This window comes from Sphingomonas sp. jy18, assembly GCF_056931895.1.
Genome location: NZ_JBXPBT010000002.1, coordinates 625,615 through 646,359 on the forward strand (window position 1 = coordinate 625,615; position 20,745 = coordinate 646,359).

General features: G+C 66.3%; 21 protein-coding genes and 1 tRNA gene. 9 read left to right on the top strand and 13 right to left on the bottom strand.

All coding sequences use genetic code 11. The annotated features are described in order from the left end of the window. The first annotated feature begins 46 nt into the window (after window positions 1-46). From AC0QC4_RS07985 to AC0QC4_RS07995, 3 genes are all read left to right on the top strand, one after another. Entirely contained in the window at window positions 47-1,444 is a 1,398-nt protein-coding gene (locus tag AC0QC4_RS07985) for an amidohydrolase (RefSeq protein WP_483659253.1), read from the top strand. Beyond that, window positions 1,441-2,745: an amidohydrolase family protein gene (locus AC0QC4_RS07990; protein ID WP_483659255.1), complete on the top strand. Its 1,305-nt coding sequence runs from the start codon at window positions 1,441-1,443 to the stop codon at window positions 2,743-2,745. The genes AC0QC4_RS07985 and AC0QC4_RS07990 overlap by 4 nt, the downstream gene beginning before the upstream one ends. Before the next feature lie 115 nt (window positions 2,746-2,860). After that, entirely contained in the window at window positions 2,861-3,562 is a 702-nt protein-coding gene (locus tag AC0QC4_RS07995; RefSeq protein ID WP_483659256.1) for an NnrU family protein, read from the top strand. A gap of 35 nt (window positions 3,563-3,597) precedes the next feature. Here the strand turns inward: AC0QC4_RS07995 and ychF are convergent, their stop codons facing one another. The 13 genes from ychF to AC0QC4_RS08060 all read right to left on the bottom strand — a co-directional run bounded on the left by ychF (window position 3,598) and on the right by AC0QC4_RS08060 (window position 12,568). Continuing rightward, a complete protein-coding gene (gene ychF, locus AC0QC4_RS08000) occupies window positions 3,598-4,695 on the bottom strand; it encodes a redox-regulated ATPase YchF (protein ID WP_483659257.1) in 1,098 nt (365 codons plus the stop codon). A 3-nt stretch (window positions 4,696-4,698) separates the two neighbouring features. Continuing rightward, entirely contained in the window at window positions 4,699-5,250 is a 552-nt protein-coding gene (locus AC0QC4_RS08005) for a hypothetical protein (RefSeq protein ID WP_483659258.1), read from the bottom strand. Continuing rightward, complete coding sequence (locus AC0QC4_RS08010) at window positions 5,250-5,849, bottom strand: TIGR02466 family protein (RefSeq protein WP_483659259.1); 600 nt, start codon at window positions 5,847-5,849, stop codon at window positions 5,250-5,252. Before AC0QC4_RS08010 ends, AC0QC4_RS08005 begins: the two co-directional genes overlap by 1 nt. Continuing rightward, window positions 5,846-6,376 carry a P-loop NTPase family protein gene (locus AC0QC4_RS08015; RefSeq protein WP_483659260.1) on the bottom strand — a complete coding sequence of 177 codons (531 nt, stop codon included), beginning with the start codon at window positions 6,374-6,376 and terminating at the stop codon, window positions 5,846-5,848. The genes AC0QC4_RS08010 and AC0QC4_RS08015 overlap by 4 nt, the downstream gene beginning before the upstream one ends. A gap of 111 nt (window positions 6,377-6,487) precedes the next feature. Then, window positions 6,488-7,057, bottom strand: a complete 570-nt coding sequence (pth, locus tag AC0QC4_RS08020; RefSeq protein ID WP_483659261.1) for an aminoacyl-tRNA hydrolase — start codon at window positions 7,055-7,057, stop codon at window positions 6,488-6,490. 107 nt (window positions 7,058-7,164) lie between these two features. Next, complete coding sequence (locus AC0QC4_RS08025; protein WP_483659262.1) at window positions 7,165-7,779, bottom strand: 50S ribosomal protein L25/general stress protein Ctc; 615 nt, start codon at window positions 7,777-7,779, stop codon at window positions 7,165-7,167. 107 nt (window positions 7,780-7,886) lie between these two features. Then, on the bottom strand, window positions 7,887-8,768 hold the full coding sequence (locus AC0QC4_RS08030; protein WP_483659263.1) for a TraB/GumN family protein: 882 nt from the start codon (window positions 8,766-8,768) through the stop codon (window positions 7,887-7,889). Window positions 8,769-8,791: 23 nt separating this feature from the next. Beyond that, window positions 8,792-9,658, bottom strand: coding sequence for a TraB/GumN family protein (locus AC0QC4_RS08035; protein WP_483659265.1), 867 nt, complete (start codon window positions 9,656-9,658; stop codon window positions 8,792-8,794). 153 nt (window positions 9,659-9,811) lie between these two features. After that, window positions 9,812-10,756: a TraB/GumN family protein gene (locus AC0QC4_RS08040; protein WP_483659267.1), complete on the bottom strand. Its 945-nt coding sequence runs from the start codon at window positions 10,754-10,756 to the stop codon at window positions 9,812-9,814. A gap of 37 nt (window positions 10,757-10,793) precedes the next feature. Beyond that, on the bottom strand, window positions 10,794-11,462 hold the full coding sequence (locus tag AC0QC4_RS08045) for a hypothetical protein (protein ID WP_483659269.1): 669 nt from the start codon (window positions 11,460-11,462) through the stop codon (window positions 10,794-10,796). Beyond that, window positions 11,459-11,668 (bottom strand): helix-turn-helix transcriptional regulator, encoded by a 210-nt coding sequence (locus AC0QC4_RS08050; RefSeq protein WP_483659270.1) that lies wholly within the window; start codon window positions 11,666-11,668, stop codon window positions 11,459-11,461. The genes AC0QC4_RS08045 and AC0QC4_RS08050 overlap by 4 nt, the downstream gene beginning before the upstream one ends. Next, window positions 11,665-12,114, bottom strand: a complete 450-nt coding sequence (locus tag AC0QC4_RS08055; protein WP_483659272.1) for a hypothetical protein — start codon at window positions 12,112-12,114, stop codon at window positions 11,665-11,667. The genes AC0QC4_RS08050 and AC0QC4_RS08055 overlap by 4 nt, the downstream gene beginning before the upstream one ends. 124 nt (window positions 12,115-12,238) lie before the next feature. Continuing rightward, a complete protein-coding gene (locus AC0QC4_RS08060) occupies window positions 12,239-12,568 on the bottom strand; it encodes a UrcA family protein (protein ID WP_483659274.1) in 330 nt (109 codons plus the stop codon). A 265-nt stretch (window positions 12,569-12,833) separates the two neighbouring features. Here AC0QC4_RS08060 and AC0QC4_RS08065 point away from each other — a divergent pair, with 265 nt between their 5' ends. From AC0QC4_RS08065 to AC0QC4_RS08090, 6 genes are all read left to right on the top strand, one after another. Further along, window positions 12,834-13,715, top strand: coding sequence for a glycine--tRNA ligase subunit alpha (locus tag AC0QC4_RS08065; RefSeq protein ID WP_483659362.1), 882 nt, complete (start codon window positions 12,834-12,836; stop codon window positions 13,713-13,715). Then, on the top strand, window positions 13,712-16,117 hold the full coding sequence (gene glyS, locus AC0QC4_RS08070; RefSeq protein WP_483659275.1) for a glycine--tRNA ligase subunit beta: 2,406 nt from the start codon (window positions 13,712-13,714) through the stop codon (window positions 16,115-16,117). The genes AC0QC4_RS08065 and glyS overlap by 4 nt, the downstream gene beginning before the upstream one ends. 154 nt (window positions 16,118-16,271) lie before the next feature. Beyond that, a complete protein-coding gene (gene ppdK, locus AC0QC4_RS08075; RefSeq protein WP_483659276.1) occupies window positions 16,272-18,932 on the top strand; it encodes a pyruvate, phosphate dikinase in 2,661 nt (886 codons plus the stop codon). Window positions 18,933-19,078: 146 nt separating this feature from the next. Further along, entirely contained in the window at window positions 19,079-19,657 is a 579-nt protein-coding gene (locus tag AC0QC4_RS08080) for a DUF1214 domain-containing protein (protein WP_483659277.1), read from the top strand. After that, window positions 19,654-20,172 carry a DUF1254 domain-containing protein gene (locus AC0QC4_RS08085; RefSeq protein ID WP_483659278.1) on the top strand — a complete coding sequence of 173 codons (519 nt, stop codon included), beginning with the start codon at window positions 19,654-19,656 and terminating at the stop codon, window positions 20,170-20,172. Before AC0QC4_RS08080 ends, AC0QC4_RS08085 begins: the two co-directional genes overlap by 4 nt. Window positions 20,173-20,264: 92 nt before the next feature. Further along, window positions 20,265-20,341, top strand: a tRNA-Arg gene (locus AC0QC4_RS08090). The last annotated feature ends 404 nt before the right edge of the window (window positions 20,342-20,745 follow it).

Genomic DNA, 20,745 nt, shown 5'->3' on the forward strand with positions numbered 1-20,745 from the left:
CCGCTCTTTTCATTTCCACTGCATAACCAACGGGGCATTTGCGACGATGACGAACTACAAGACTATGCTGGCGGGGGTTGCCATGGCGGCAGCGCTGGCGGCCTGCACAGCCGGCAGCGGCGACAGCGCCCCGGCCACCGCCGCCAACCGGCCGGCGCCGATCAATAACGATCCCTATCCGTCCACCTACCACGCCTATCCGTCGACCCCGACCGCGCTGGTGGGCGGCACGGTATTCGATGGCGAAGGCGGGCGGATCGAAAATGGCGTCGTGCTGCTGCGCGACGGCAAGGTCGAGGCGGTCGGCGGGGCCGACCTCACGATCCCCGCAGACTACACCCGTGTCGATGCCACGGGGAAGTTCGTGACGCCGGGCATCATCGATATCCACAGCCACCTCGGCGATTATCCCAGCCCGTCGGTGCCTGCGCACAGCGACGGCAATGAGGCGACCGATCCGACCACCCCGGAAGTGTGGGCCGAGCACAGCATCTGGCCGCAGGACCCCGGTTTCACCCGCGCCCTTGCCAACGGCGGCATCACGTCCTTGCAGATCCTGCCGGGCTCCGCCAATCTGATGGGCGGCCGTTCGGTGACGCTCAAGAACGTCCCCGGCCGGACCATGCAGTCGATGAAGTTCCCTGGCGCGCCCTATGGCCTCAAGATGGCCTGCGGCGAGAACCCCAAGCGCGTTTATGGCTCGCGCGGGCGGATGCCCTCCACCCGCATGGGCAATCTCGCGGTCAACCGCCAGACCTGGGCGCGTGCCGCCGAATATCGCCGCAAGGCGGACGCGGGCGAAAGCCAACCGCGCGACATCGGCATGGAGACGCTGGCCGATGTGCTGCGCGGCAACATCCTGGTCCACAACCACTGCTACCGTGCCGACGAAATGGCCATCGTCCTCGATATGGCCCGCGAGTTCGGCTACAAGGTCTCGACCTTCCATCACGCCGTCGAAAGCTACAAGATCGCCGACATGCTGCGCGAAGCCAATGTCTGTTCGGCGATGTGGGCCGACTGGTGGGGCTTCAAGATGGAAAGCTATGACGGCATTCCGGAGAACATCGCGCTGGTGCACAATGCCGGGGCCTGCGCCATCGTCCATTCGGACGATGCCAACCAGATCCAGCGGCTCAACCAGGAAGCGGCCAAGGCGCTGGCATCGGGCCGCCGCGCCGGCATCGACATCAGCGAGGCCGATGCGATGCGCTGGCTGACCATCAATCCGGCCCGGGCGATGGGCATCGATACCATGACCGGCAGCCTGCGCGCCGGCAAGATGGCCGATGTCGTGCTGTGGAACGGCAACCCCTTCAGCGTCTATTCGCGCCCTGAGCGGGTGTGGATCGACGGCGCGCTGATGTTCGATGCGTTCAATCCGCGCCTCAGGCCGGTGACCGATTTCGAGCTGGGCCAGCCCGGTGAAGGAGACGTGAAATGAACCGTCTCTCACTGCTCGCGAGCGTCGCGCTCGCCTTCGCAGCACCCGTCGCGGCACAGGATATCGCCATCACCAATGCACGGCTCGTCATCGGTGACGGCAGTGCGCCGATCGAGGGCGGCACCGTCGTCGTGCGCGGCGGCCGCGTGGTCGCCGCCGGAGCGGGCGTAGCCGTGCCGGCAGGGGTCACCGCCGTCGATGCCGGCGGCAAATGGGTGACGCCCGGCCTCGTCGCCGGGTTCAGCCGGGTCGGTCTGGTCGAGGTCGACGCCGTCGACGGCAGCAACGATGCCGATGCATCGAGCGCCATCTACAGCGCCGCCATCGACATTTCGCCTGCGCTCAATCCGCTCGGCACGCCGGTCGCGGTCAACCGCCTCGAAGGCGTGACCCGCGCGCTGGTCTATCCCGGCAATTCGGGCGGGCTGTTTGCCGGCCGCGGTGCGCTGGTCGATCTGGGCAGCGATCGCAACATGCTGACCCGCGCTGGCGTTTTCCAATATGTCGAGTTCGGTGAAGAGGGTGCAGAGCGGGCAGGGGGCAGCCGCGCGGCGACGTTCCTGCATTTCCGCTCACTGCTGCATGAAGCCCGCGATTATGGCACCAACCGCATCGCCTATGACGGTCGCAGCACCGACAATCTGCTGCGCCGCGCCGATGCAGAGGCGCTGCTGCGCGTGCTCGACGGGCGCGACAAGCTGTTCATCAAGGTCGATCGGGCCGCCGATATCCTCAACGTGATCGGCCTGCTGCGCGATTACCCGCAGATCAAGCCGGTCCTGGTCAGCGCGACCGAGGGCTGGACGGTCGCGCGCGAAATCGCGGCGGCGGGCATCCCGGTCATCGCGGCTGCCCTCTCCGACCTGCCGGATTCATTCGAGCAGCTTGCCGCGACCCAGAGCAACATCGGCCGCATGCGTGCCGCCGGCGTGCAGGTGTCGATCGGACTCGTCGATGACAATGAAATCCACAAGCTCGGCTATGCCCGCCAATATGCCGGCAATCTGGTGGCGCTGACCCGTCTGCCCGGCGCCGGCGGTCTGAGCTGGGACCAGGCGTTTGCCGCCATCACCTCCGGCCCGGCTGCAGCGGCTGGAGTCGATGGCGAGGTCGGCAGCTTGCGCGCCGGCCGCGTCGGGGACGTGGTGATCTGGGACGGCGATCCGCTCGAGGTCACCTCGGTGCCGGTCGCCGTCTATGTCGATGGCGTCGAACAGCCGATGACCAGCCGCCAGCGTCGCCTGCGCGACCGCTACATGTCGCCGGTCGAGGGGGATCTGCCGAACAGCTACGATCGGTGAGTGTTGAACCCCTCCCCTTCGGGGGAGGGGTCGGGGGTGGGGCGTGTCCGGGTAGAATTGGGCTGTCGTTGTGACGCCCCGCCCCAAGCCCGCCTGAATGGAGAGGGGGCTTTGCATGACCGGTTACGGACAATTGGCGCTGGCCAGCGCGACCTTTGTCGGCACGCATTTCCTGCTGTCGCATCCGTTGCGCGGGATGACGGTCAGGCTGATGGGGGAGGGTGGCTTTCGCGGCCTCTACAGCCTCGTCGCGTTCGCCACTTTCGGCTGGCTGCTGTGGGCGTGGCACAACACGCCTGCGTCGGTGCCAGCCTATCTGCCGGGCGAGGGCGCGTGGATCGCGGCGAGCATCGCCATGTGGTTCGCCGCCGTACTGCTGGCTGGAAGCTTCTTCGGTAATCCGGCGCTGCCCGCGCCCGGTGCGGCGCAGGCGGCGCTGCGCAACCCGGTCGGCGTATTCGCCATCACCCGCCATCCGATGATGTGGAGCATCGCCATCTGGGCGGCGGTCCACCTGCTGATCTGGCCGACGCGGGAAAATCACATTCTCGCCACCGCCATGCTCGTGCTCGCGCTGGGCGGCTCGCTCGGTCAGGATGCCAAGAAGGCGCGCCTGATGGGGGATGCCTGGCGCGGCTGGGCGCGACGCACCGCCTTCGTGCCTTTCGCCGGGCAGATCGGCGGCACCGTCCCCTGGGGAGCCGCTTGGCCCGGTGCCGTTGCCCTGGGCCTCGGCACGCTGCTGTGGCTGGCCCTGACCTGGGCCCACACCCCGCTCGGCGCCCGCATGGCCGCCGGCATCTGGTTCTGGATGTAAGCAAGCTCCTCTCCCGTCTGCGGGAGAGGGCATGATCAGCTATGCAGGAAGTGCATCACGTCGCCGTCGTGCACGACATAGGCCTTGCCCTCGGCGCGCAGCTTGCCCGCCTCGCGCGCGCGCGCTTCCCCGCCTAGCGCGACATAATCGTCATAGGCCACCGTTTCGGCGCGGATGAAGCCCTTCTGGAAATCGCTGTGGATCACGCCCGCAGCCTCGGGCGCGGTGGCGCCATTGTGGACGGTCCATGCCCGCGCTTCCTTGGGGCCGACGGTGAAGAAGGTCAGCAGGTCGAGCAGCTTGTAGCCGGCGCGCACCACGCGGGCGAGGCCGGTTTCGGCAAGGCCCATTTCCTCGAGGAACAGCATGCGTTCGTCGTTGTCCATACCGGTCAGTTCAGCCTCGATCGCGGCGGAAACGACCACCGCCTGCGCGCCTTCGGCCGCCGCCTTCTCGAACACCCGCGCCGACTGGGCATTGCCATTGGCCGCCGCATCCTCCTCGACATTGCAGACATAGAGCACCGGCTTGGACGTCAGCAGTTGCGCCTGCGCCAGCAGCCGCGCCTGATCGTCGTCGCTTGGTACGGTCAGCCGCGCCGGCTTGCCCTCGCGCAGCAACTCGAGCGCCTGGCCGAGCACTGCGGCCGCCGCCTTGGCCTCCTTGTCGCCCTGTGCAGCCTTCTTCTGGAAGTTCGGTACCCGCTTTTCGAGGCTCTCGAGGTCGGCGAGCAGCAGCTCTGTCTCTACCGTCTCGGCATCGGCGATGGGGTCGATGCGGTTGTCGACATGCTGGATGTCGTCATTGACGAAACAGCGCAGCACATGGACGATCGCGTCGACTTCGCGGATGTTGCCGAGAAACTGGTTTCCCAGCCCCTCGCCCTTGCTGGCGCCGCGCACCAGCCCGGCGATGTCGACGAAGGCGAGCTGGGTTTCGATGATCTTTTGCGATCCCGCAATCGCCGCCAGCTTGCCCAGCCGCTCGTCCGGCACGGCGACCTGGCCGATATTCGGTTCGATGGTGCAGAAAGGATAGTTGGCTGCCTGTGCCGCCTGCGTCTCGGTCAGCGCATTGAACAGCGTGGACTTGCCGACGTTCGGCAGCCCGACGATACCGCATTTGAAACCCATTATCTAAGCTTTCTGTCTGGTTCGCAGGTCTGGATCAGGCCAGCCCGCATCGGCGCGCCGCTTGGCGTGACGGAGCAGGCGCGTCAACTCCTTCCCGCCAAATGCCATCAATGGCGGCATCTCGTAAAAGCCGAACCACAGGCTCGACCAGTGCCGGCGGGGATGGTTGGAGCCATCGACCGACCAGGATGCATAATAGCCGGGCAACCGGTAATTGGAGCGGGGAAGGAATTCGGTTACCTCGCTCCAGCGGAAACGGCGGGTGAAGAGCAGGCCACGGACGGTGAAGCCATCGATCTCTATCCGCAGATAATAGGGGAAGCTGCGGTCGAGCCCGATCAGCGATCCCAGCAGGACGACGCCGCCGCACAACGACGCGACGAGCGCACCGATAAGCGAGCCTTCGGCGCTCCAGCCGAACCAGAGCATCAGCCCGCCAAGGCCCAGCAGCACTGGCCACAGCAGCAGGGTGATCAGCGAGGCCCACCAGCGGCGGCGCACCACAAAGGGCAGATGGTGCCGCTCGAGCCGGCGCGGTGCGCGGCGCGCGGCCATCAGCTGTAGTTGAAGCTGATCGAGATACGCTCCGCCTTGGCGGCATTGGGCTCGACCTCGTGCCGCAGCCAGCTCTCCCACAGCAGGATGGTGCCCGGCCGCGGGGCGATGGTGACGAACGGCTGGCGCTCGTCCGGGGCATCGGCCAGCCGGGTGGGAGCGGCCATCATCAGCGGCAGGCGCGGGTCTTCGAACCGCAACCCGCCTGCGCCCGGCGGCACCTCCAGGTAGATGGTGCCGCTGACCACGCTGTGCGGATGGATGTGGCCCGAATGCGCGCCGCCGGGCTTGAGGATGTTGACCCACAGGCTGTCGAGCCGGAGCTTGCCGTCGAGATCGAAGGCGCAATCGCGTGCGAAGGCGGCGACATGCTTGTCGAGGCTGCGCACCAGCGCGGCCACATCCGGGTCGCGCTGCGGGAGATCGTCGAGGCTGGCGTAGCTGGTATAGCCGCGATAGCCGTGCGCCTTGGACCACGCCCGCCCCGCCCGGTCGTCGCCGGCCAGCGTCCGCGCCGCATGGGCGAGGGCGCCGAGCAGCGCGTCATTGCCAAGCTGCGCTTCGTAGATCGGGGTGGTGAAGAGGGTGCGGATGGTCATGCCGCGACGCTACCGGTGCGATTGCCGGAGGGCAAATCGTCCAGCCACCGCGCCAGCGCCGCCGGGCTCTTCAAGCGAATTGTCTTGCCCTCATGGCCCACCAGTTTTGCCTCGGTTCGCGGGCGGGGGCCGCTGTTCCAGCGCAGCACATACCAGAAGAAAGCGATGTCGAAGCGCTCCGGGCAGCCTTCCGGCATGTCGGGGCGCGGGCGCCCGCGCCAGGTCCAGATCCTCCTCAGCACGCGCGTCGCGCACAGCCATACCGGGAAGTCGAGATAGACGATGGCATCGGCCCGCTCCAGCCGCACGTCGAGCGTGCCGCCGTAATTGCCGTCGATCAGCCAGTGTTCCCCGGCAACGATTTCGGCAAGGCGGGCGCGCAACTCCTCCTTGCCGCGCTCCACCCAACCCGGCTGCCAGTTGAGTTGGTCGATGTGAAAGACCGGCAGCTCCAGCCATGCGCCGAGCCTGGTGGCCAGCGTCGATTTGCCTGCCCCGCAGGGGCCGATGACAAGGACGCGCTGCATTCTCGGCGCGCGGTCCACCCGAATTTGCGGCTGGGGGCGGGAATTTGCAGGCGGCATGGCGGGGACCGATAGGGCCACTCCGACCGGTTCCGCAAGCAGGCGGGGCTCAGGTTATCCCTGCAGCCGCATCGCCACATCGTTCATGAAACGAACGTCGTCGCCCTTGGCCAGCCACTCCGCTTCTGCAGCAACGGCGGCGAGCATGTCGCTGAGCGGGTCCATTTCCGTCTTGGCGAAATTGCCGAGCACATGGCCGGTCACCCGGTCCTTATGCCCGGGGTGGCCGATGCCCAGCCGCACGCGACGGAAATCGGCACCGATATGCGCGGTGATCGAGCGGATGCCATTATGCCCCGCCGCGCCGCCGCCGGTCTTGACCTTGATCTTGAAGGGATCGAGGTCGAGCTCGTCATAGAAGGCGGTGACGTCGCCGGGCACGCCCTTGAAAAAGCGCAGCGCCTCGCCGACCGCGCGGCCGCTCTCGTTCATGAAGGTCTGCGGTTTCATCAGCAGGACGCGCGCAGTGCCGATGCGGCCTTCGGCGACGATTGCCTGAAAGCCGCGCTTCCAGGGCGAGAAGTTCCAGCGCTCGTGGATGGTGTCGACGGCCATGAAGCCGACATTGTGCCGGTGCAGCGCATAGCTTGCGCCGGGATTGCCGAGGCCGGCCCAGATTTGCATGGTCTAGAATCCGTCGCCCCGGACCTGATCCGGGGCCGCTTTCGATGCAGCGCAGCGCTGCAAGCGGCCCCGGGCCGAGCCCGGGGCGACGATGATCTTCACTGGCTTCAGCTTTCGCCGTCGGCCTTGGTGGTGTCGCCTTCGGCCGAGCGCAGACCCGACGGAGCGACGACCGTGGCGATGGTGAAGTCGCGATCGGTGATCGCCGGCGTGACGCCTTCCGGCAGCTTGACCGCAGAAATGTGCACCGAATCGCCGACGTCATAGCCGGTAATGTCGATCACCAGCTCTTCCGGGATGTTGGAGGCCGAGCAGATCACTTCGACTTCGTGACGGACGATGTTGAGTACGCCACCGCGCTTCAGGCCGGGCGATGCCTCTTCGTTGGCGAACACCACCGGGACTTCGACATGCACCGTGCTGTTCTTGCCGACGCGATAGAAATCGACGTGCAGCGGGCGGTCGGTCACCGGGTGGAAAGCGACGTCCTTGGCGAGGGTGGTGGTGGTCTTGCCCGCAACGTCGACGACGATGGTCGCGCTGAAGAAATGACCGGTCATCAGCGCCTTGACCAGCGCCTTTTCCTCGAGGTGGATCGTCTCGGGATCCTTGTTGTCGCCATAAATCACGGCGGGTACGCGACCGGCATTGCGCAATGCACGGGAGGCTCCCTTGCCAGCCCGCTCGCGCGATTCGGCCGACAGAGTCAGCTGTTCGCTCATGTGTTTTCTCCGAATGGAAATATGTGCTTCCCGCCACGCCTCCAGGGATGACCATGTCGGGAAGCGGGGCCGTTAGCCGCCTGCCGCCCGAAAAGCAAGCAATAGCGTCATTGCAGCCTCCTCGCGTCGAGCCCGCGTGCGCGCAATTCGGCAATCAGCGACCCGTCGCCGACCAGATGCCCGGCACCGACCGCCACCAGTATCCGCCCCGGCCGCGCCATGCGCGCCGCCAGCGCGTCCGCCCAGCGGCGGTTGCGCGCCAGCACCAGCGGTTCGATCAGGAAGGGCGTGTCGACCATGGCAGAGTCGGCGGTGGCGGCAAGCCGCGCCTCGTCGCCGCTGGCCCAGGCGCCGAGCAGCGCCCTCGTCCGCGCGCGCGCATCCGGCGCATGGCGGAGCGCCGTCTCGACCATTGCCTGCTGCGCGGCCGCGGGCAGGGCATCGAACACCGCCAGTTGCTCGGCCGCACTCTCGAGGCCGGTGACCGGGCGGTCGTCGGCGGCAAAGGCGGCGGTCAGCCGCGTCTCCACCCCATTGGCCGAGGAAAGGCCCGCGTCGGCTGACAGGATGGTGCCGATGGTCAGCGCCAGTCCCCAGCTTTCGGTGCGGTCTGCATCCGCTTCGTCCATGCCGGCCCCGCCGACCAGATCGACGATCCGGTCCGCCGGCCCCGCGCCGAAGCGCCGGGCAACCGGCGCTACCGGCTCGTCGGTGGACAGGACCCTGAACAGCTCGGGGGCCTTGGCAAGTTCGGCCGGGGCCAGTTCGAGGATCAGTTCGTCGGCCGCATCGCGTTCCGCCGCCAGCGCGCCGCCCTGCCAGTCGAGTTCGGGCGGCAATTGATGCACGCTCCCCAGGATGACGATGCGCGTATCCGCATCCTCCACCACCCACAGCGCAGGGCGCGCGGGGCCGTCGATCAGCGGTTCGGCGGGGCTGCAGGCGGCAAGCAGCGCCAGCAGCAGGATCGGGAGGGCACGACGCGGCATGGCCGCCTTCTAACGCGGCGGCGTCAATACTCCACCCGCTCAACGGTGATGCCCATGGTGGCCAGTTGCGCCTGCACGCTTTCCGGCCCGTGCAGATGCGCGGCGCCCACCGCGACGAAGAATTTTCCGCCCGGTTCGTTGAGACGCAGCTGGATCCACTGCGCCCAATTATTGTTGCGGAACGGGATGAGCCGTTCGTGCAATTCGGGGGTGTCGCCGAACGAATCCGCCAGCAGCGCGGTCAGCCCCTCGACATCGCCGGCCGCCCAGCGACCGACCATCTCGTTCATGCCCGCACGTGCGGCGGCGCCGGAGCCGGGCACCGGATGCACCACTGCCTCGGACAGGCTCATCAGCAGGCTGATCTGGGTTTCTTCGCTGAGGTGATCGAAGAAGCCGAGCTGCATGTCGAGCGACTCCAGTGCGCTGGTCGCCATGCGCCGCTGGCGCGCCGCGCGGTTGAGAACGGTTTCGACGCCATGCGCCGCGGTATAGCCATCGCAGGTGCAGCCGCTGGACAGGATGAATGCGGGCACCCAGGGCTCGACCGGCTCGAACACCCGCATCGGTATCCCCATCCGCGCCATGGCGCGGCGATACAGCGCCAGTTGCTCGGCGGTCAGCCGCTCGCTCAGCATCTTGCCGTCGTCGGTCAGCGCGCGCTGCACCAGCAGCGGCATCGCCTGTTCGAACTCGCGCTCGGGAATTTCGGTGACCAGCTCGTCGGATTCATCGAACGCCTGGCGAATGCGCCCGTCGAACCAGCTCAATCCGGGCCGCAGCACATGCACCGTGCCGAACAGATAGATGGTAGTGTCTTCGTCCTTGACCACCCACAGCGCCGGATCGGCAGGGGTGGGGCCGAGCCCGGTGCCGGCCGTCTGTGCCATGACCGGCGCGGCGAGGCAAAAAGACGCCAGCGACGCGACGCAAACAATCATTGATCGAAATAGCATGGCATCGACTCGCCTGTTGCAGCGAGTCGATGCCTAGATGCCAATTACTAATGATTGGCTTCGTTCAGATGGTGAACAGAGTTGCTATCAGTAATTGATGCGTTCTGCAGTCAGACCGCGCTCGGCGAGGAAAGTCTGCACGCTGTTATCGCCGGCCAGATGCCCGGCGCCCACCGCGACGAACACGGTGCCCGGCTGCTCCATCCGCGCCTGGATCGACTCGGCCCAGCGGCGGTTGCGGTCGGTCAGCAGGATGCGGACGGTCTCGGGGCTGTTTACCATGCCCTCGTTCATCACCGCGGCGGTGTCTTCCGGCTTGCCTTCGGTCCAGCTGGTCAGCAAGCGATCGACCATGCCGCGCATTTCCGGCGCCCGATCGAAAAACATGATCAGCCCGCTGATCTGCTCGCTCTCGGGGGTGCCGTCGAAGAAGCCGAGCTGGTCGTCGATCGTCTCGAAACCGCTGACCGGCTTGCCGGCCGCCGCTGCAGCGGTGGTCAGCGTCTTTTCGGCACCGCTATCCGGCGTCATCCCCATCGCCGCATACAGGCCCTGCGCGAGCTGCAGGCCGACGAACCAGGGCTCATAGGGGTCGAGCGCTGCGGCAGGGATGCCGAACCGCTGCAGGCCGGCCTGATAGCTGGCGAGCTGCTCGGGGGTCATCCGGCTCGACAGGGTGGTCCCTGCCGGATAGCTGCCCGCCGCGATGAAGCGTGGCGCTAGTTCCGCGGTATTCTCGGGCAGCACCACCTCGATCTTAAGCTCGTCGGAGGCATCGAACGCCTCCTTCACCGCCTCGTCGAACCAGCTCAGGCCGGGGCGCAGGACGTGGACGGTGCCGAACAGATAGACGGTGGTATCGGCATCGCGCACCACCCACAGCGCCGGATCGGCATCGACCGTCTCGGCGGCAGCCGCAGGCGCGGCGGCGGGGGCGGCAGTGGGGGCAGGGGCGTCCTGAGCCAGAGCCGGCGGCGTGAGGAACAGCGCGGCGGTGCCGAGCAGGCGGGCTAGGGTACGCAGGCTTGTCATCGGGAGGAATCCTTTCTTTGGCATTGTTCTTGGGGGTTTATCGGTATTTCTTCCAGAACCAGACGATCAGGAAGGTGAAATCGAAGGCGAAGTAAAGGATGATGCCGTTGACCTCCGGCACCAGCCCGCCGCGCCACAGCAACCACCAGACCGGCGCAACGATCAGGAACATGTAGGCGGCGGCCAACGCACCCGACTGGTAGGCCTCGCGTTCATGCTCGTCGACCGTCTTCTGCCAGCGCCAGCTCAGTACCGGCAACACGGTCAGCAGCAGTAGCGACAGGACGACGGCTGCAACCGGGGGAATCGGGCTGTCGGACAAGATCGACAGCGGATCGTCGCTCACGCTCATGATGTCCGCGCTCAGCAGCACGATCGCGGTAACCACGCCGATGCCGAAACTCGCCAGCAGATAGTTGCGGCTGCGCCGCTCGCGCGTCGGGATGCGCGCTTCGGGCCCGAACAGGCGACGGCTCAGCCGCACAGCGGCATAGGCAAAGCTTGCCGCTACCGCGATCAGAACGCCCAGCACCACGCCGTCACGCAATGTGAAGGCGGACCATCCGTCCTCCAGCGCCTCGGAGAGGAAGCCCGCCACAGCGCCGAGCATGGTGACGCTGGCCAAGCCGGCTCCCAGCAGCCCCAGCCATTGCGAGGGCGTGCCGCCGCCATTGTCGTCGTCGCGGTCGATCTGGGGCGCGGTCATCTCGAAGCTCCATTGAATTCGTCGTCGAAGATTGTCTCGATCGCCATGTCGAACAGGCGGGCAATACGGAAGGCGAGGGGCAGCGAGGGGTCGTGCTTGCCCGTCTCGATGGCGTTGACCGCCTGGCGCGAAACATCGAGATGCTCGGCCAGATCGGCCTGGCTCCAGTTGCGCTCGGCGCGCAACACCTTGAGGCGGTTCTTCATCGGCTGCCCCGCCAGCGGTGCCACTGGAACGACAGCACGAACAGACTCAGCATCAGCATCCACGCCCAGCCGAACAGGGTGGTGCCGCTGATCGCATCGAGCGGCATCGGGGCGCGGGCCGCGCCGCCCGCTTCGCGATAGCCGGCGACAATGCCTGCGACGAACAGGGCGACGAAGGGCAGGATCACCAGCCCCTTGACCGTCGACGCCGCTGCCTTCTGCCACAATATCTCCGCGAATTCGTCGCGCATGCGGCTGGCAAAGATCAGCGACGTGGGCAGCAGGATGATGATCGCGGCGATCGCCAGGTCGATCGGGCCCGGCTCGCCCGCTGGCTGCGTCAGCGCAGAAGGGTTCAGGATTGCCTGCGCGATGCTCACTCCGACCAGCACGGTCGATACGTCCATCAGCAGGAAATAGAGCCGGTAGCGGTCAAGACGGGCCATGGCTGCGATCAATCCGTTGCGAGAAAGGGCCGGAGCGGTGCGCGGGGGGATCGCCCCGCTCCGGCCAGTGTCCTGCCATGGGCGGAGACCCCCGCCAAGCGGCGGTTTGGCAGAAAGTCATGCATCAGCGGCTGCGCTCGACGGCGATGCTGGCGAGCCGGCGGCCGCTGGTGGCAAGCGCGATGGCGCGTTCGGCCTGCGGCGCGGCGCTGGCGAGCGCCTGTTCGACGCAGCGGCTTTCGGCAATCCGGCTGGCGATGTCGCGTGCACCGCTGAAGCAGATCGACCGCGCTGCGGATTCGATCCGGCGTGACAGCCGCTGCTGGTCGCCGCTGCGGGCAAGATCGAGGTCGGCGGTGCGCACCGCCACGGTGACGGTGTCGTCGCCGGCCGCAGCGGCAGGGGCGGCAACCGGCAGGGCGACGGCGGCAGCGAGAATGAGGGTCTTGAGCATGGGGGGATACTCCTTGTGGTCGTGCCAACCTGTCACAATGTCAGGTTGTGCTGACTATATGTCGCGATTCGCTGACCATGTCAAGCACACCTTACTTTAGGTCGCTGGAACCTGACAAACATCCTAAATCCGGCGGTTTTCTCCGCCCCGCTTGACCCCCCGCGCCCCTTTCGCCAAAGGCTCGCGCAACGATTTCGCAACCGCGAAACACCGAAACTTCAAGGGAAGAATCGTGGCAGCCAAAGCGCCGCTGAGTTTCCAGGACATGATCCTGTCGCTGCACGCCTATTGGAGCGCGCGCGGCTGTGCCATTCTCCAGCCCTATGACATGCGTGTCGGCGCGGGCACCTTCCACCCGGCGACGACGCTGCGCAGCCTGGGGCCGGAGCCGTGGAACGTCGCCTATGTCCAGCCCAGCCGCCGTCCGACTGACGGCCGCTATGGCGAGAACCCCAACCGGCTGCAGCATTATTACCAGTATCAGGTGATCCTGAAGCCCAGCCCCGCCGACCTGCAGGAGCAGTATCTCGGCTCCCTCGCCGCGATCGGCATCGACCCGCTGCTGCACGACATCCGCTTTGTCGAGGATGATTGGGAAAGCCCGACGCTGGGCGCCTGGGGCCTGGGCTGGGAAGTGTGGTGCGACGGGATGGAGGTGACCCAGTTCACCTATTTCCAGCAGATGGGCGGCTATGACTGCAAGCCGGTGGCGGGCGAGCTGACCTACGGGCTGGAGCGGCTCGCCATGTACATCCAGAATGTCGACAATGTGTACGACCTGCGCTTCTCCGACGCGGTCGGGGAAGTCGCGGCCGTCAGCTATGGCGACGTGTTTCTCGAGAACGAGCGGCAGTTTTCGAAATGGAATTTCGAGGTGGCGGACACCGACTCGCTGTTCGCCGGCTTCAAGGCGGCAGAGGCCGAATGCCAGCGCGCGATCGACGCGGGCGTGCCACTCGCCGCCTATGACCAGGCGATCGAGGCGAGCCATCTGTTCAACCTGCTGCAAGCCCGCGGCGTGATCAGCGTGCAGGAGCGCGCCAACTACATGGCCCGCGTCCGCGATCTGGCGAAGGGCAGCTGCAAGGCTTGGATCGACAGCCAGAGCGAAAAGTGGACGGCGAAGTTTCCGGAGTGGGTGTTGTGACCGACTTCCTGCTGGAGCTGCTGTCCGAGGAAATTCCCGCGCGCATGCAGGATGGGGCGCGGGCTGAACTTGGCAAGCTGTTCGCTGCACAGATGGCCGCTGCGGGGCTGCCGGCCGACGACGTCACCATCTGGTCGACGCCGCGCCGCCTTGCGCTGATCGCGCGCGGGCTGCCGCCGGAAACGGCCGCGGTGTCCGAGGAGTATAAGGGCCCGCGCACCAGCGCGCCGCCGCAGGCGCTGGAGGGCTTCCTGCGCAAGACCGGGCTGACGCAGGACCAGCTCGAGGATCGCGACGGCATATGGTTCGCCACGGTGGAAAAGCCGGGCAGGGCGACGCGCGACGTGCTGGCAGAGGCGATCCCCGCCATCGTCCGCGCCTTTGCCTGGCCCAAGTCGATGCGCTGGGGCCGCGCCAGCAGCGTCAGCGAATCCCTGCGCTGGGTGCGCCCGCTGCAGGGCATAGTCGCGATCCTGGGCGAGGAGCTGGTGCCGTGCGAAGTGGACGGCATCGCCAGCGGCACGACCACCAAGGGCCACCGCTTCCATGCCAGCGGCGAGGTCAGCATTGCCGGGGCGCAGGATTATGCTGTCCGCCTGCGCGCCGCGCATGTCATCGTCGATCAGGAAGAACGGCGCGCCATCATCCGCGAGCGCGCTGAGGCGCTGTGCGCCGAACGCGGGCTGACGTGGATCGCCGATGAAGCGCTGGTCGCGGAGAATGCCGGCCTCACCGAATGGCCGGTGCCGCTGCTCGGTGATTTCGATCCGGCGTTCCTGGAAGTGCCGCCCGAAGTGGTCCGCCTGACGCTGGCGACCAACCAGAAATATTTCGTGTGCGCGGGCGCGGATGGAAAGCTCGCCCCCGCCTTCATCTGCACCGCCAATATCGAGGCGTCGGACGGCGGCGCGGCGATTGTGGCGGGGAACCGCAAGGTGCTGGCGGCGCGGCTCTCTGATGCGCGCTTCTTCTGGGAGCAGGACAAGAAGGCTTCGCTGGCGGTGCATGCGGAAAAGCTGTCGCGCATCACCTTCCACGAGAAGCTGGGCACGGTTGCCGACAAGGTCGAGCGGGTGGCCAAGCTGGCTCGGTGGCTGGTGGAAGAGGGGATAGTCGGGTCCTCCCCGGAACGGGGAGGGGGACCAGCGAAGCTGGTGGAGGGGCGGGTACCGCCGGGCGCGTCCGTCCAACCTCAGGACCACCCGCCAGTGCCCCTCCACCATCCTGCGGATGGTCCCCCTCCCCGTTCCGGGGAGGACCTGTCGCTGGCCGACCTCGCGGAGCAGGCGGCGCGGTTGTGCAAGGCCGACCTCGTCACCGAAATGGTCGGGGAGTTTCCCGAGCTCCAGGGGGTGATGGGCGGATACTATGCCCGCGCGGAGGGTTTGCCCGACGCTGTCGCCGACGCGATCCGCGATCATTACAAGCCGGTGGGGCAGGGCGATGCCGTGCCGACTGCGCCGGTGACGGTGGCGGTGTCTCTGGCGGATAAGCTGGATACGTTGTTGTGCTTCTTTGCTGCAAATGAACGACCGACTGGTTCCAAAGACCCGTTTGCGTTGAGAAGAGCAATAATCGGAACGACTTCGACAGTAATTCAGAACGACATTCGCTGCTCGTTCAGACAGCTGATTGGTGAAGCATTTGAACAGTTTAGCTGGCAGATGTTTGTCGAAATGCAGCGGCTAAGTCGATTGGTTATGGCTCAGGACGCCGCCGACAAATTGATGGCCGAAGCCGTCCAAAGAGCGAAGTCGTTTACCAGTGCCGAATGGACATTGCCTCAGCCTGTAGAAGCAAGAGTTCAAGCAGTCGATTTAGATCGACAGAAGCAGCGGCTTGATGTGATTTCAGCCGTTTGGATGTCACTTGACCGAGGTGCTGCAATTGGGTCGTTAGTTGAGTTTGCTATAGACCGCCTCAAAGTCCAGCAACGCGAAGCCGGTGTCCGCCACGACTTGATCGATGCCGTTTTCGCGCTTGGCGGGGAGGATGATCTGGTTCGGTTGCTGGCGCGGGTGAAGGCTTTGCAGGCTTTTGTCGGGACAGCGGATGGGGTCAACCTGCTCGCCGGATACAAGCGCGCCGCGAATATCCTGAAGAAGGAAGGCGGGGCCGCTGCCGCGCAGGCGAACACGGGGTATGCGCCCGAACCCGCCGAAGCCGCGCTCATCGCCGCGCTCGAGGCGGCCGAGCCTGCAGCCGCCGCAGCCGTGGCGCAGGAGCGCTTCGAAGAAGCGATGGCCGCGCTCGCCAGCTTGCGTGGACCGATCGATAAGTTTTTCGAAACCGTTACGGTCAATGATTCCGACGCGAACAAGCGGCAAGCGCGGCTGGCGCTGCTGGCGCGGTTGACGGCAGCGGTAAACGGAATTGCCGATTTTTCGAAGATCGAGGGGTGATATCCTCTCCCGCTTGCGGGAGAGGTGCGAGACTTGGCAGCTTGCTGCCTAGTCGCAGCGGTGAGGGTAGCGACGCCCTCCGACACGCCCTCACCCTGCCGCTTCGCGGCTGTCCCTCTCCCGCCGGCGGGAGAGGGGTAAGTTTGGAGATACCATGACCCAGTTCGTGCATCTGTTCGGCGGCGCTGCCACCACACGGGAACGCTCCAAGGAATTGCTCGGCGGCAAGGGGGCCAATCTGGCCGAGATGGCCAGCATCGGCCTTCCCGTCCCCCCGGGCTTCTGCGTCACGACCGAGGTTTGCACCGCCTTTTACGCCAACGGCCGCGCCTATCCCGACGGGCTGGCGGCAGAGGTCGCGGCGGGCATCGCCCATATCGAGGGGATCACCGGCAAGCGCTTCGGTGACGCAGGCGATCCGCTGCTGGTCTCGGTCCGCTCGGGCGCGCGCGCGTCGATGCCGGGGATGATGGACACCGTCCTCAACCTCGGCCTCAACGACGCGACGGTCGAGGGGCTCGCCGCCGCCTCGGGCGATCCGCGCTTCGCGTGGGACAGCTATCGGCGCTTCATCCAGATGTATTCGGACGTGGTGCTGGCGCTCGATCATCACGAATTCGAGGAAGCGCTGGAAATCGCCAAGGAAGATCGCGGCTATTATCTCGATACAGAGATGGCGGCGGAAGACTGGCAGGCGCTGGTCGGCGAATACAAGACCATCGTCGAAAAGGCGCTCGGCCGCCCCTTCCCGCAGGATGTGCAGGAGCAATTGTGGGGCGCCATCGGCGCGGTGTTCGAAAGCTGGGAGAGCGAGCGCGCCAAGGTCTATCGCCGGCTGAACGGCATCCCGTCCGAATGGGGCACTGCGGTCAATGTGCAGGCGATGGTGTTCGGCAACATGGGCGAAACCTCGGCCACCGGCGTCGCCTTCACCCGCAATCCCTCGACCGGAGAGCGCGCCTATTATGGCGAGTGGCTGATCAATGCGCAGGGAGAGGATGTCGTCGCCGGCATCCGCACGCCCCAATATCTCACCCGCGCCGCGCGCGAGGAAGCCAAGGCCAAGCCCGCCTCGATGGAAGAGGCGATGCCCGCCACCTTTGCCGAGCTCGCCGCCGTGTTCGACCTGCTCGAGCGCCACTACCGCGACATGCAGGACATCGAGTTCACCGTCGAACGCGGCAAGCTGTGGATGCTGCAGACCCGCGCCGGCAAGCGCACCGCCAAGGCGGCGCTGAAGATGGCGGTCGACATGGCCGCCGAAGGGCTGATCACCCGCGACGAAGCGATCCTGCGCGTCGATCCGCAGGCGCTCGACCAGTTGCTGCACCCAACGCTCGATCCATCGGCCACACGCGACGTGGTGACCAAGGGGCTGCCCGCATCGCCTGGCGCTGCCTCCGGCGCGATCGTGTTCGATGCCGAAACCGCGGTGCTGCGCGCCGCCGCTGGCGATGCAGTCATCCTGGTGCGCGTCGAAACCAGCCCTGAGGACATCCACGGCATGCATGCGGCGCGGGGCATCCTGACCGCGCGTGGCGGCATGACCTCGCACGCCGCGGTCGTCGCGCGCGGCATGGGCCGCCCCTGCGTTTCCGGCGCGGGGGGCATCTCGATCGACGCTGCCGCTGGCGTGCTGCGCGCCGGCAACCGGGAACTGCGCGAAGGCGAAGTCATCACCCTAGACGGCTCGTCGGGCGAAGTGATGGCCGGGCGCGTCCCCACCGTCGAGCCGGAGCTGGTCGGCGATTTCGGCACGCTGATGGAATGGGCCGACGCTGGCCGCCGCATGCGCGTGCGCACCAATGCCGAAACGCCGGAGGATTGCCGCGTCGCGCGGCAGTTCGGAGCGGAAGGCATCGGCCTGTGCCGCACCGAGCACATGTTCTTCGAAGCCAGCCGCATCACCGCGGTGCGGCAGATGATCCTCGCCGAGGACGAGGCCGGCCGCCGCGCCGCGCTGGAAAAGCTGCTGCCCGAACAGCGCAGTGACTTTGCCGAGATTTTCGGGATCATGGCGGGCTTGCCCTGCACCATCCGCCTGCTCGATCCTCCGCTGCACGAATTCCTGCCGCACAAGGAAGAGGATTTCGCCGATGTCGCCGCCGCCGCCGGCATCGACATTGCGCTGCTCAAGCGACGCGCGGCGGAGCTGCACGAATTCAACCCGATGCTCGGCCATCGTGGCTGCCGCCTCGGCGTGACCTTCCCCGAGATCTACGAGATGCAGGCGCGCGCCATCTTCGAGGCGGCCTGCGACGTCGCGGCGGCGAGCGGCGAGGCGCCAATTCCCGAAGTGATGATCCCGCTGGTGGCCACCAGGCGCGAGCTCGATCTGATGAAGGCCGTGGTCGATGCCGCTGCCGAGGCCGTGTTCGCCGAGAAAGGCACGCGCATCCCCTATCTGGTCGGCACGATGATCGAGCTGCCGCGCGCCGCGCTGATGGCGGGAGACATCGCGCAGTCGGGCGAATTCTTCAGCTTCGGCACCAACGATCTGACGCAAACCACCATCGGCATCAGCCGTGACGACGCCGCCCGCTTCCTCACGCCCTATGTCGACAAGGGCATATTCGCAGCCGATCCGTTCGTCACCCTCGATGTCGAAGGCGTCGGCCAGCTCATCGCGCTCGCGGCAGAGCGGGGCAGGGCGACGCGCCCCGCCATCAAGCTCGGCATCTGCGGCGAGCATGGCGGCGACCCGGCGTCGATCGCCTTCTGCGAGGGCGTCGGGCTCGATTATGTCTCGGCCAGTCCGTACCGCGTCCCCATCGCGCGGCTGGCGGCGGCACAGGCGGCGCTGGGGAGCCGATGAATCGTCGCCCCGTACCTGATCCGGGGCCGCTATCGACCTCGCGCCGGGCTGCTTGCGACCCCGGCTCAAGGCCGGGGTGACGGTCATTGATGGTTGACGGCATAAGCTGCTAGCGTCGGCAGAACTTTCGGGGAGGAAAGCGCATAATGCGCACTTTTTTCAAATGGCTGGCAGTCATCGCCATCGGCATCGCGCTCGGCGCCGGCTTTGCCGTCTGGCAGATTCGCTCCAGCGGTCTCGGCAATGACATCCGCATCGGGCCGTGGACCACCGGGCGCGACATCGGCACGGCGGATGCGGACATGAAGACGCGCGCCATCGTCGCGCTGCGCGGGCTCCTGGCCTTGCCGAAGGAGGAAGCGCGCTATTTCACCGCCGCCACCGACAGCGCCGGCCAACCGCTGTCGGGCAAGTGCCGCTACACCGTCGCCGGCGGCGCCATCGAGGCGCGCTGGTGGAGCGTCACTCTCTATGACCGGCAAGGCTGGCTGATCCCCAACCGCTGGAACCGCTATTCGATCGGCAGCGCACGCATCGCGCCCGCCGACGCGGCGCAGTGGGCCTTGACCATCGCTCCTGAACCGCAGCCCGGCCTGTGGATCCCAACCGCCACCGACGGGCCGTTCGAGGTCACCTTGCGCACCTATCGCCCGCGCGGCCGCCTCGCTGCCGACCCGTCCGGCGTGACGCTGCCCACCATCACCCGCGGGGAGTGCGCCGCATGAGCCGCTGGATCGCGCCGCTGAGCGTCGCCGCACTGCTTGCGGCCGGCAGCTATGTCACGACCCTGGTCATGACCCCCTATTTCCTGATGAGCGTGGCCGCCGGCAAGATTGCCGCCAACAGCCCGGTCAATCGTTTCACCCATTCGCCGCCGGTGCGCGCCGAGCGCCAGTTCGTGGTCCGCCCCAGCCCGGATCTGCTCTATTCGATCTGCCCGTTCGATCTGAGCAACGGCCCTGTCGAGGTCAGCGCCGTGCCGGTGCCGGGTCGTTACAACTCGATCAGCGTGTTCGATGCGCGCACCGACGTCGCCTTCGTACGCAACGACGAGCAGATGGCCGGCCGACCGATGCGCGTCGTGCTGGCCCAGCGCGGGCAGGCCGTGCCTGACGGCGTCGAGGTTGTCCGCCTGCTCTACCCGACCGGCATCGTGCTGCAGCGCGTTCTGCTCGCCGATCCGTCCGAGGCGGCTGCGGTAGAGCCGCTGCGCCGCCGCGCGACCTGCCAGCCGCTGTGAGGGATCGGACGGCAGCGCAAACAAATGAATGCACGCAGCGATAAAAAGGGGGTTGCGCCCATCGGCGCGCCCGCCTACTAGCGCCGCTCCACGCACCCGTAGCTCAGCTGGATAGAGCATCAGACTACGAATCTGAGGGTCGGACGTTCGAATCGTTCCGGGTGCGCCAATACCCTTCCTGATGGTCATTCGCTCGGTAATGGCGCGACTCGGGCAGCGGCTCGGGCCGAATCCTGGCCCAACCCAACACAATGAATTTTTTCGCACAATCTGCGACTGGGCCGGTCCGGACCAGGCCGGAACAATGTTACGCGCCTGAAACAACTACTTCTATACAATCCTTTGCATTGTCGGATAATCCCGGTTTTTCATTACTTTTCACACAATTGATCTTCGCTTCGACCCTTTCAATGCAAACAGTTGCACGGTGAGTCATTAACCATTCTCCTTTCAGAATGCACCCGCTTCGGATTCATAATGGAGCATCTTGTGGAATCCGGATTCATGCGTAAACTGCAACATACTTCCGGTCGCTAAGCCCATCCACAGAATCCGCCAGGATCAAGATGGTTA

Bases quoted from the DNA above. Each gene is read 5' to 3' on its own strand.
- AC0QC4_RS07985 (WP_483659253.1), top strand. From the start codon at position 47: ATGACGAACTACAAGACTATGCTGGCGGGGGTTGCCATGGCGGCAGCG.
- AC0QC4_RS07990 (WP_483659255.1), top strand. From the start codon at position 1,441: ATGAACCGTCTCTCACTGCTCGCGAGCGTCGCGCTCGCCTTCGCAGCA.
- AC0QC4_RS07995 (WP_483659256.1), top strand. From the start codon at position 2,861: ATGACCGGTTACGGACAATTGGCGCTGGCCAGCGCGACCTTTGTCGGC.
- ychF (WP_483659257.1), bottom strand. From the start codon at position 4,695: ATGGGTTTCAAATGCGGTATCGTCGGGCTGCCGAACGTCGGCAAGTCC.
- AC0QC4_RS08005 (WP_483659258.1), bottom strand. From the start codon at position 5,250: ATGGCCGCGCGCCGCGCACCGCGCCGGCTCGAGCGGCACCATCTGCCC.
- AC0QC4_RS08010 (WP_483659259.1), bottom strand. From the start codon at position 5,849: ATGACCATCCGCACCCTCTTCACCACCCCGATCTACGAAGCGCAGCTT.
- AC0QC4_RS08015 (WP_483659260.1), bottom strand. From the start codon at position 6,376: ATGCAGCGCGTCCTTGTCATCGGCCCCTGCGGGGCAGGCAAATCGACG.
- pth (WP_483659261.1), bottom strand. From the start codon at position 7,057: ATGCAAATCTGGGCCGGCCTCGGCAATCCCGGCGCAAGCTATGCGCTG.
- AC0QC4_RS08025 (WP_483659262.1), bottom strand. From the start codon at position 7,779: ATGAGCGAACAGCTGACTCTGTCGGCCGAATCGCGCGAGCGGGCTGGC.
- AC0QC4_RS08030 (WP_483659263.1), bottom strand. From the start codon at position 8,768: ATGCCGCGTCGTGCCCTCCCGATCCTGCTGCTGGCGCTGCTTGCCGCC.
- AC0QC4_RS08035 (WP_483659265.1), bottom strand. From the start codon at position 9,658: ATGGCACAGACGGCCGGCACCGGGCTCGGCCCCACCCCTGCCGATCCG.
- AC0QC4_RS08040 (WP_483659267.1), bottom strand. From the start codon at position 10,756: ATGACAAGCCTGCGTACCCTAGCCCGCCTGCTCGGCACCGCCGCGCTG.
- AC0QC4_RS08045 (WP_483659269.1), bottom strand. From the start codon at position 11,462: ATGACCGCGCCCCAGATCGACCGCGACGACGACAATGGCGGCGGCACG.
- AC0QC4_RS08050 (WP_483659270.1), bottom strand. From the start codon at position 11,668: ATGAAGAACCGCCTCAAGGTGTTGCGCGCCGAGCGCAACTGGAGCCAG.
- AC0QC4_RS08055 (WP_483659272.1), bottom strand. From the start codon at position 12,114: ATGGCCCGTCTTGACCGCTACCGGCTCTATTTCCTGCTGATGGACGTA.
- AC0QC4_RS08060 (WP_483659274.1), bottom strand. From the start codon at position 12,568: ATGCTCAAGACCCTCATTCTCGCTGCCGCCGTCGCCCTGCCGGTTGCC.
- AC0QC4_RS08065 (WP_483659362.1), top strand. From the start codon at position 12,834: ATGATCCTGTCGCTGCACGCCTATTGGAGCGCGCGCGGCTGTGCCATT.
- ppdK (WP_483659276.1), top strand. From the start codon at position 16,272: ATGACCCAGTTCGTGCATCTGTTCGGCGGCGCTGCCACCACACGGGAA.
- AC0QC4_RS08080 (WP_483659277.1), top strand. From the start codon at position 19,079: ATGCGCACTTTTTTCAAATGGCTGGCAGTCATCGCCATCGGCATCGCG.
- AC0QC4_RS08085 (WP_483659278.1), top strand. From the start codon at position 19,654: ATGAGCCGCTGGATCGCGCCGCTGAGCGTCGCCGCACTGCTTGCGGCC.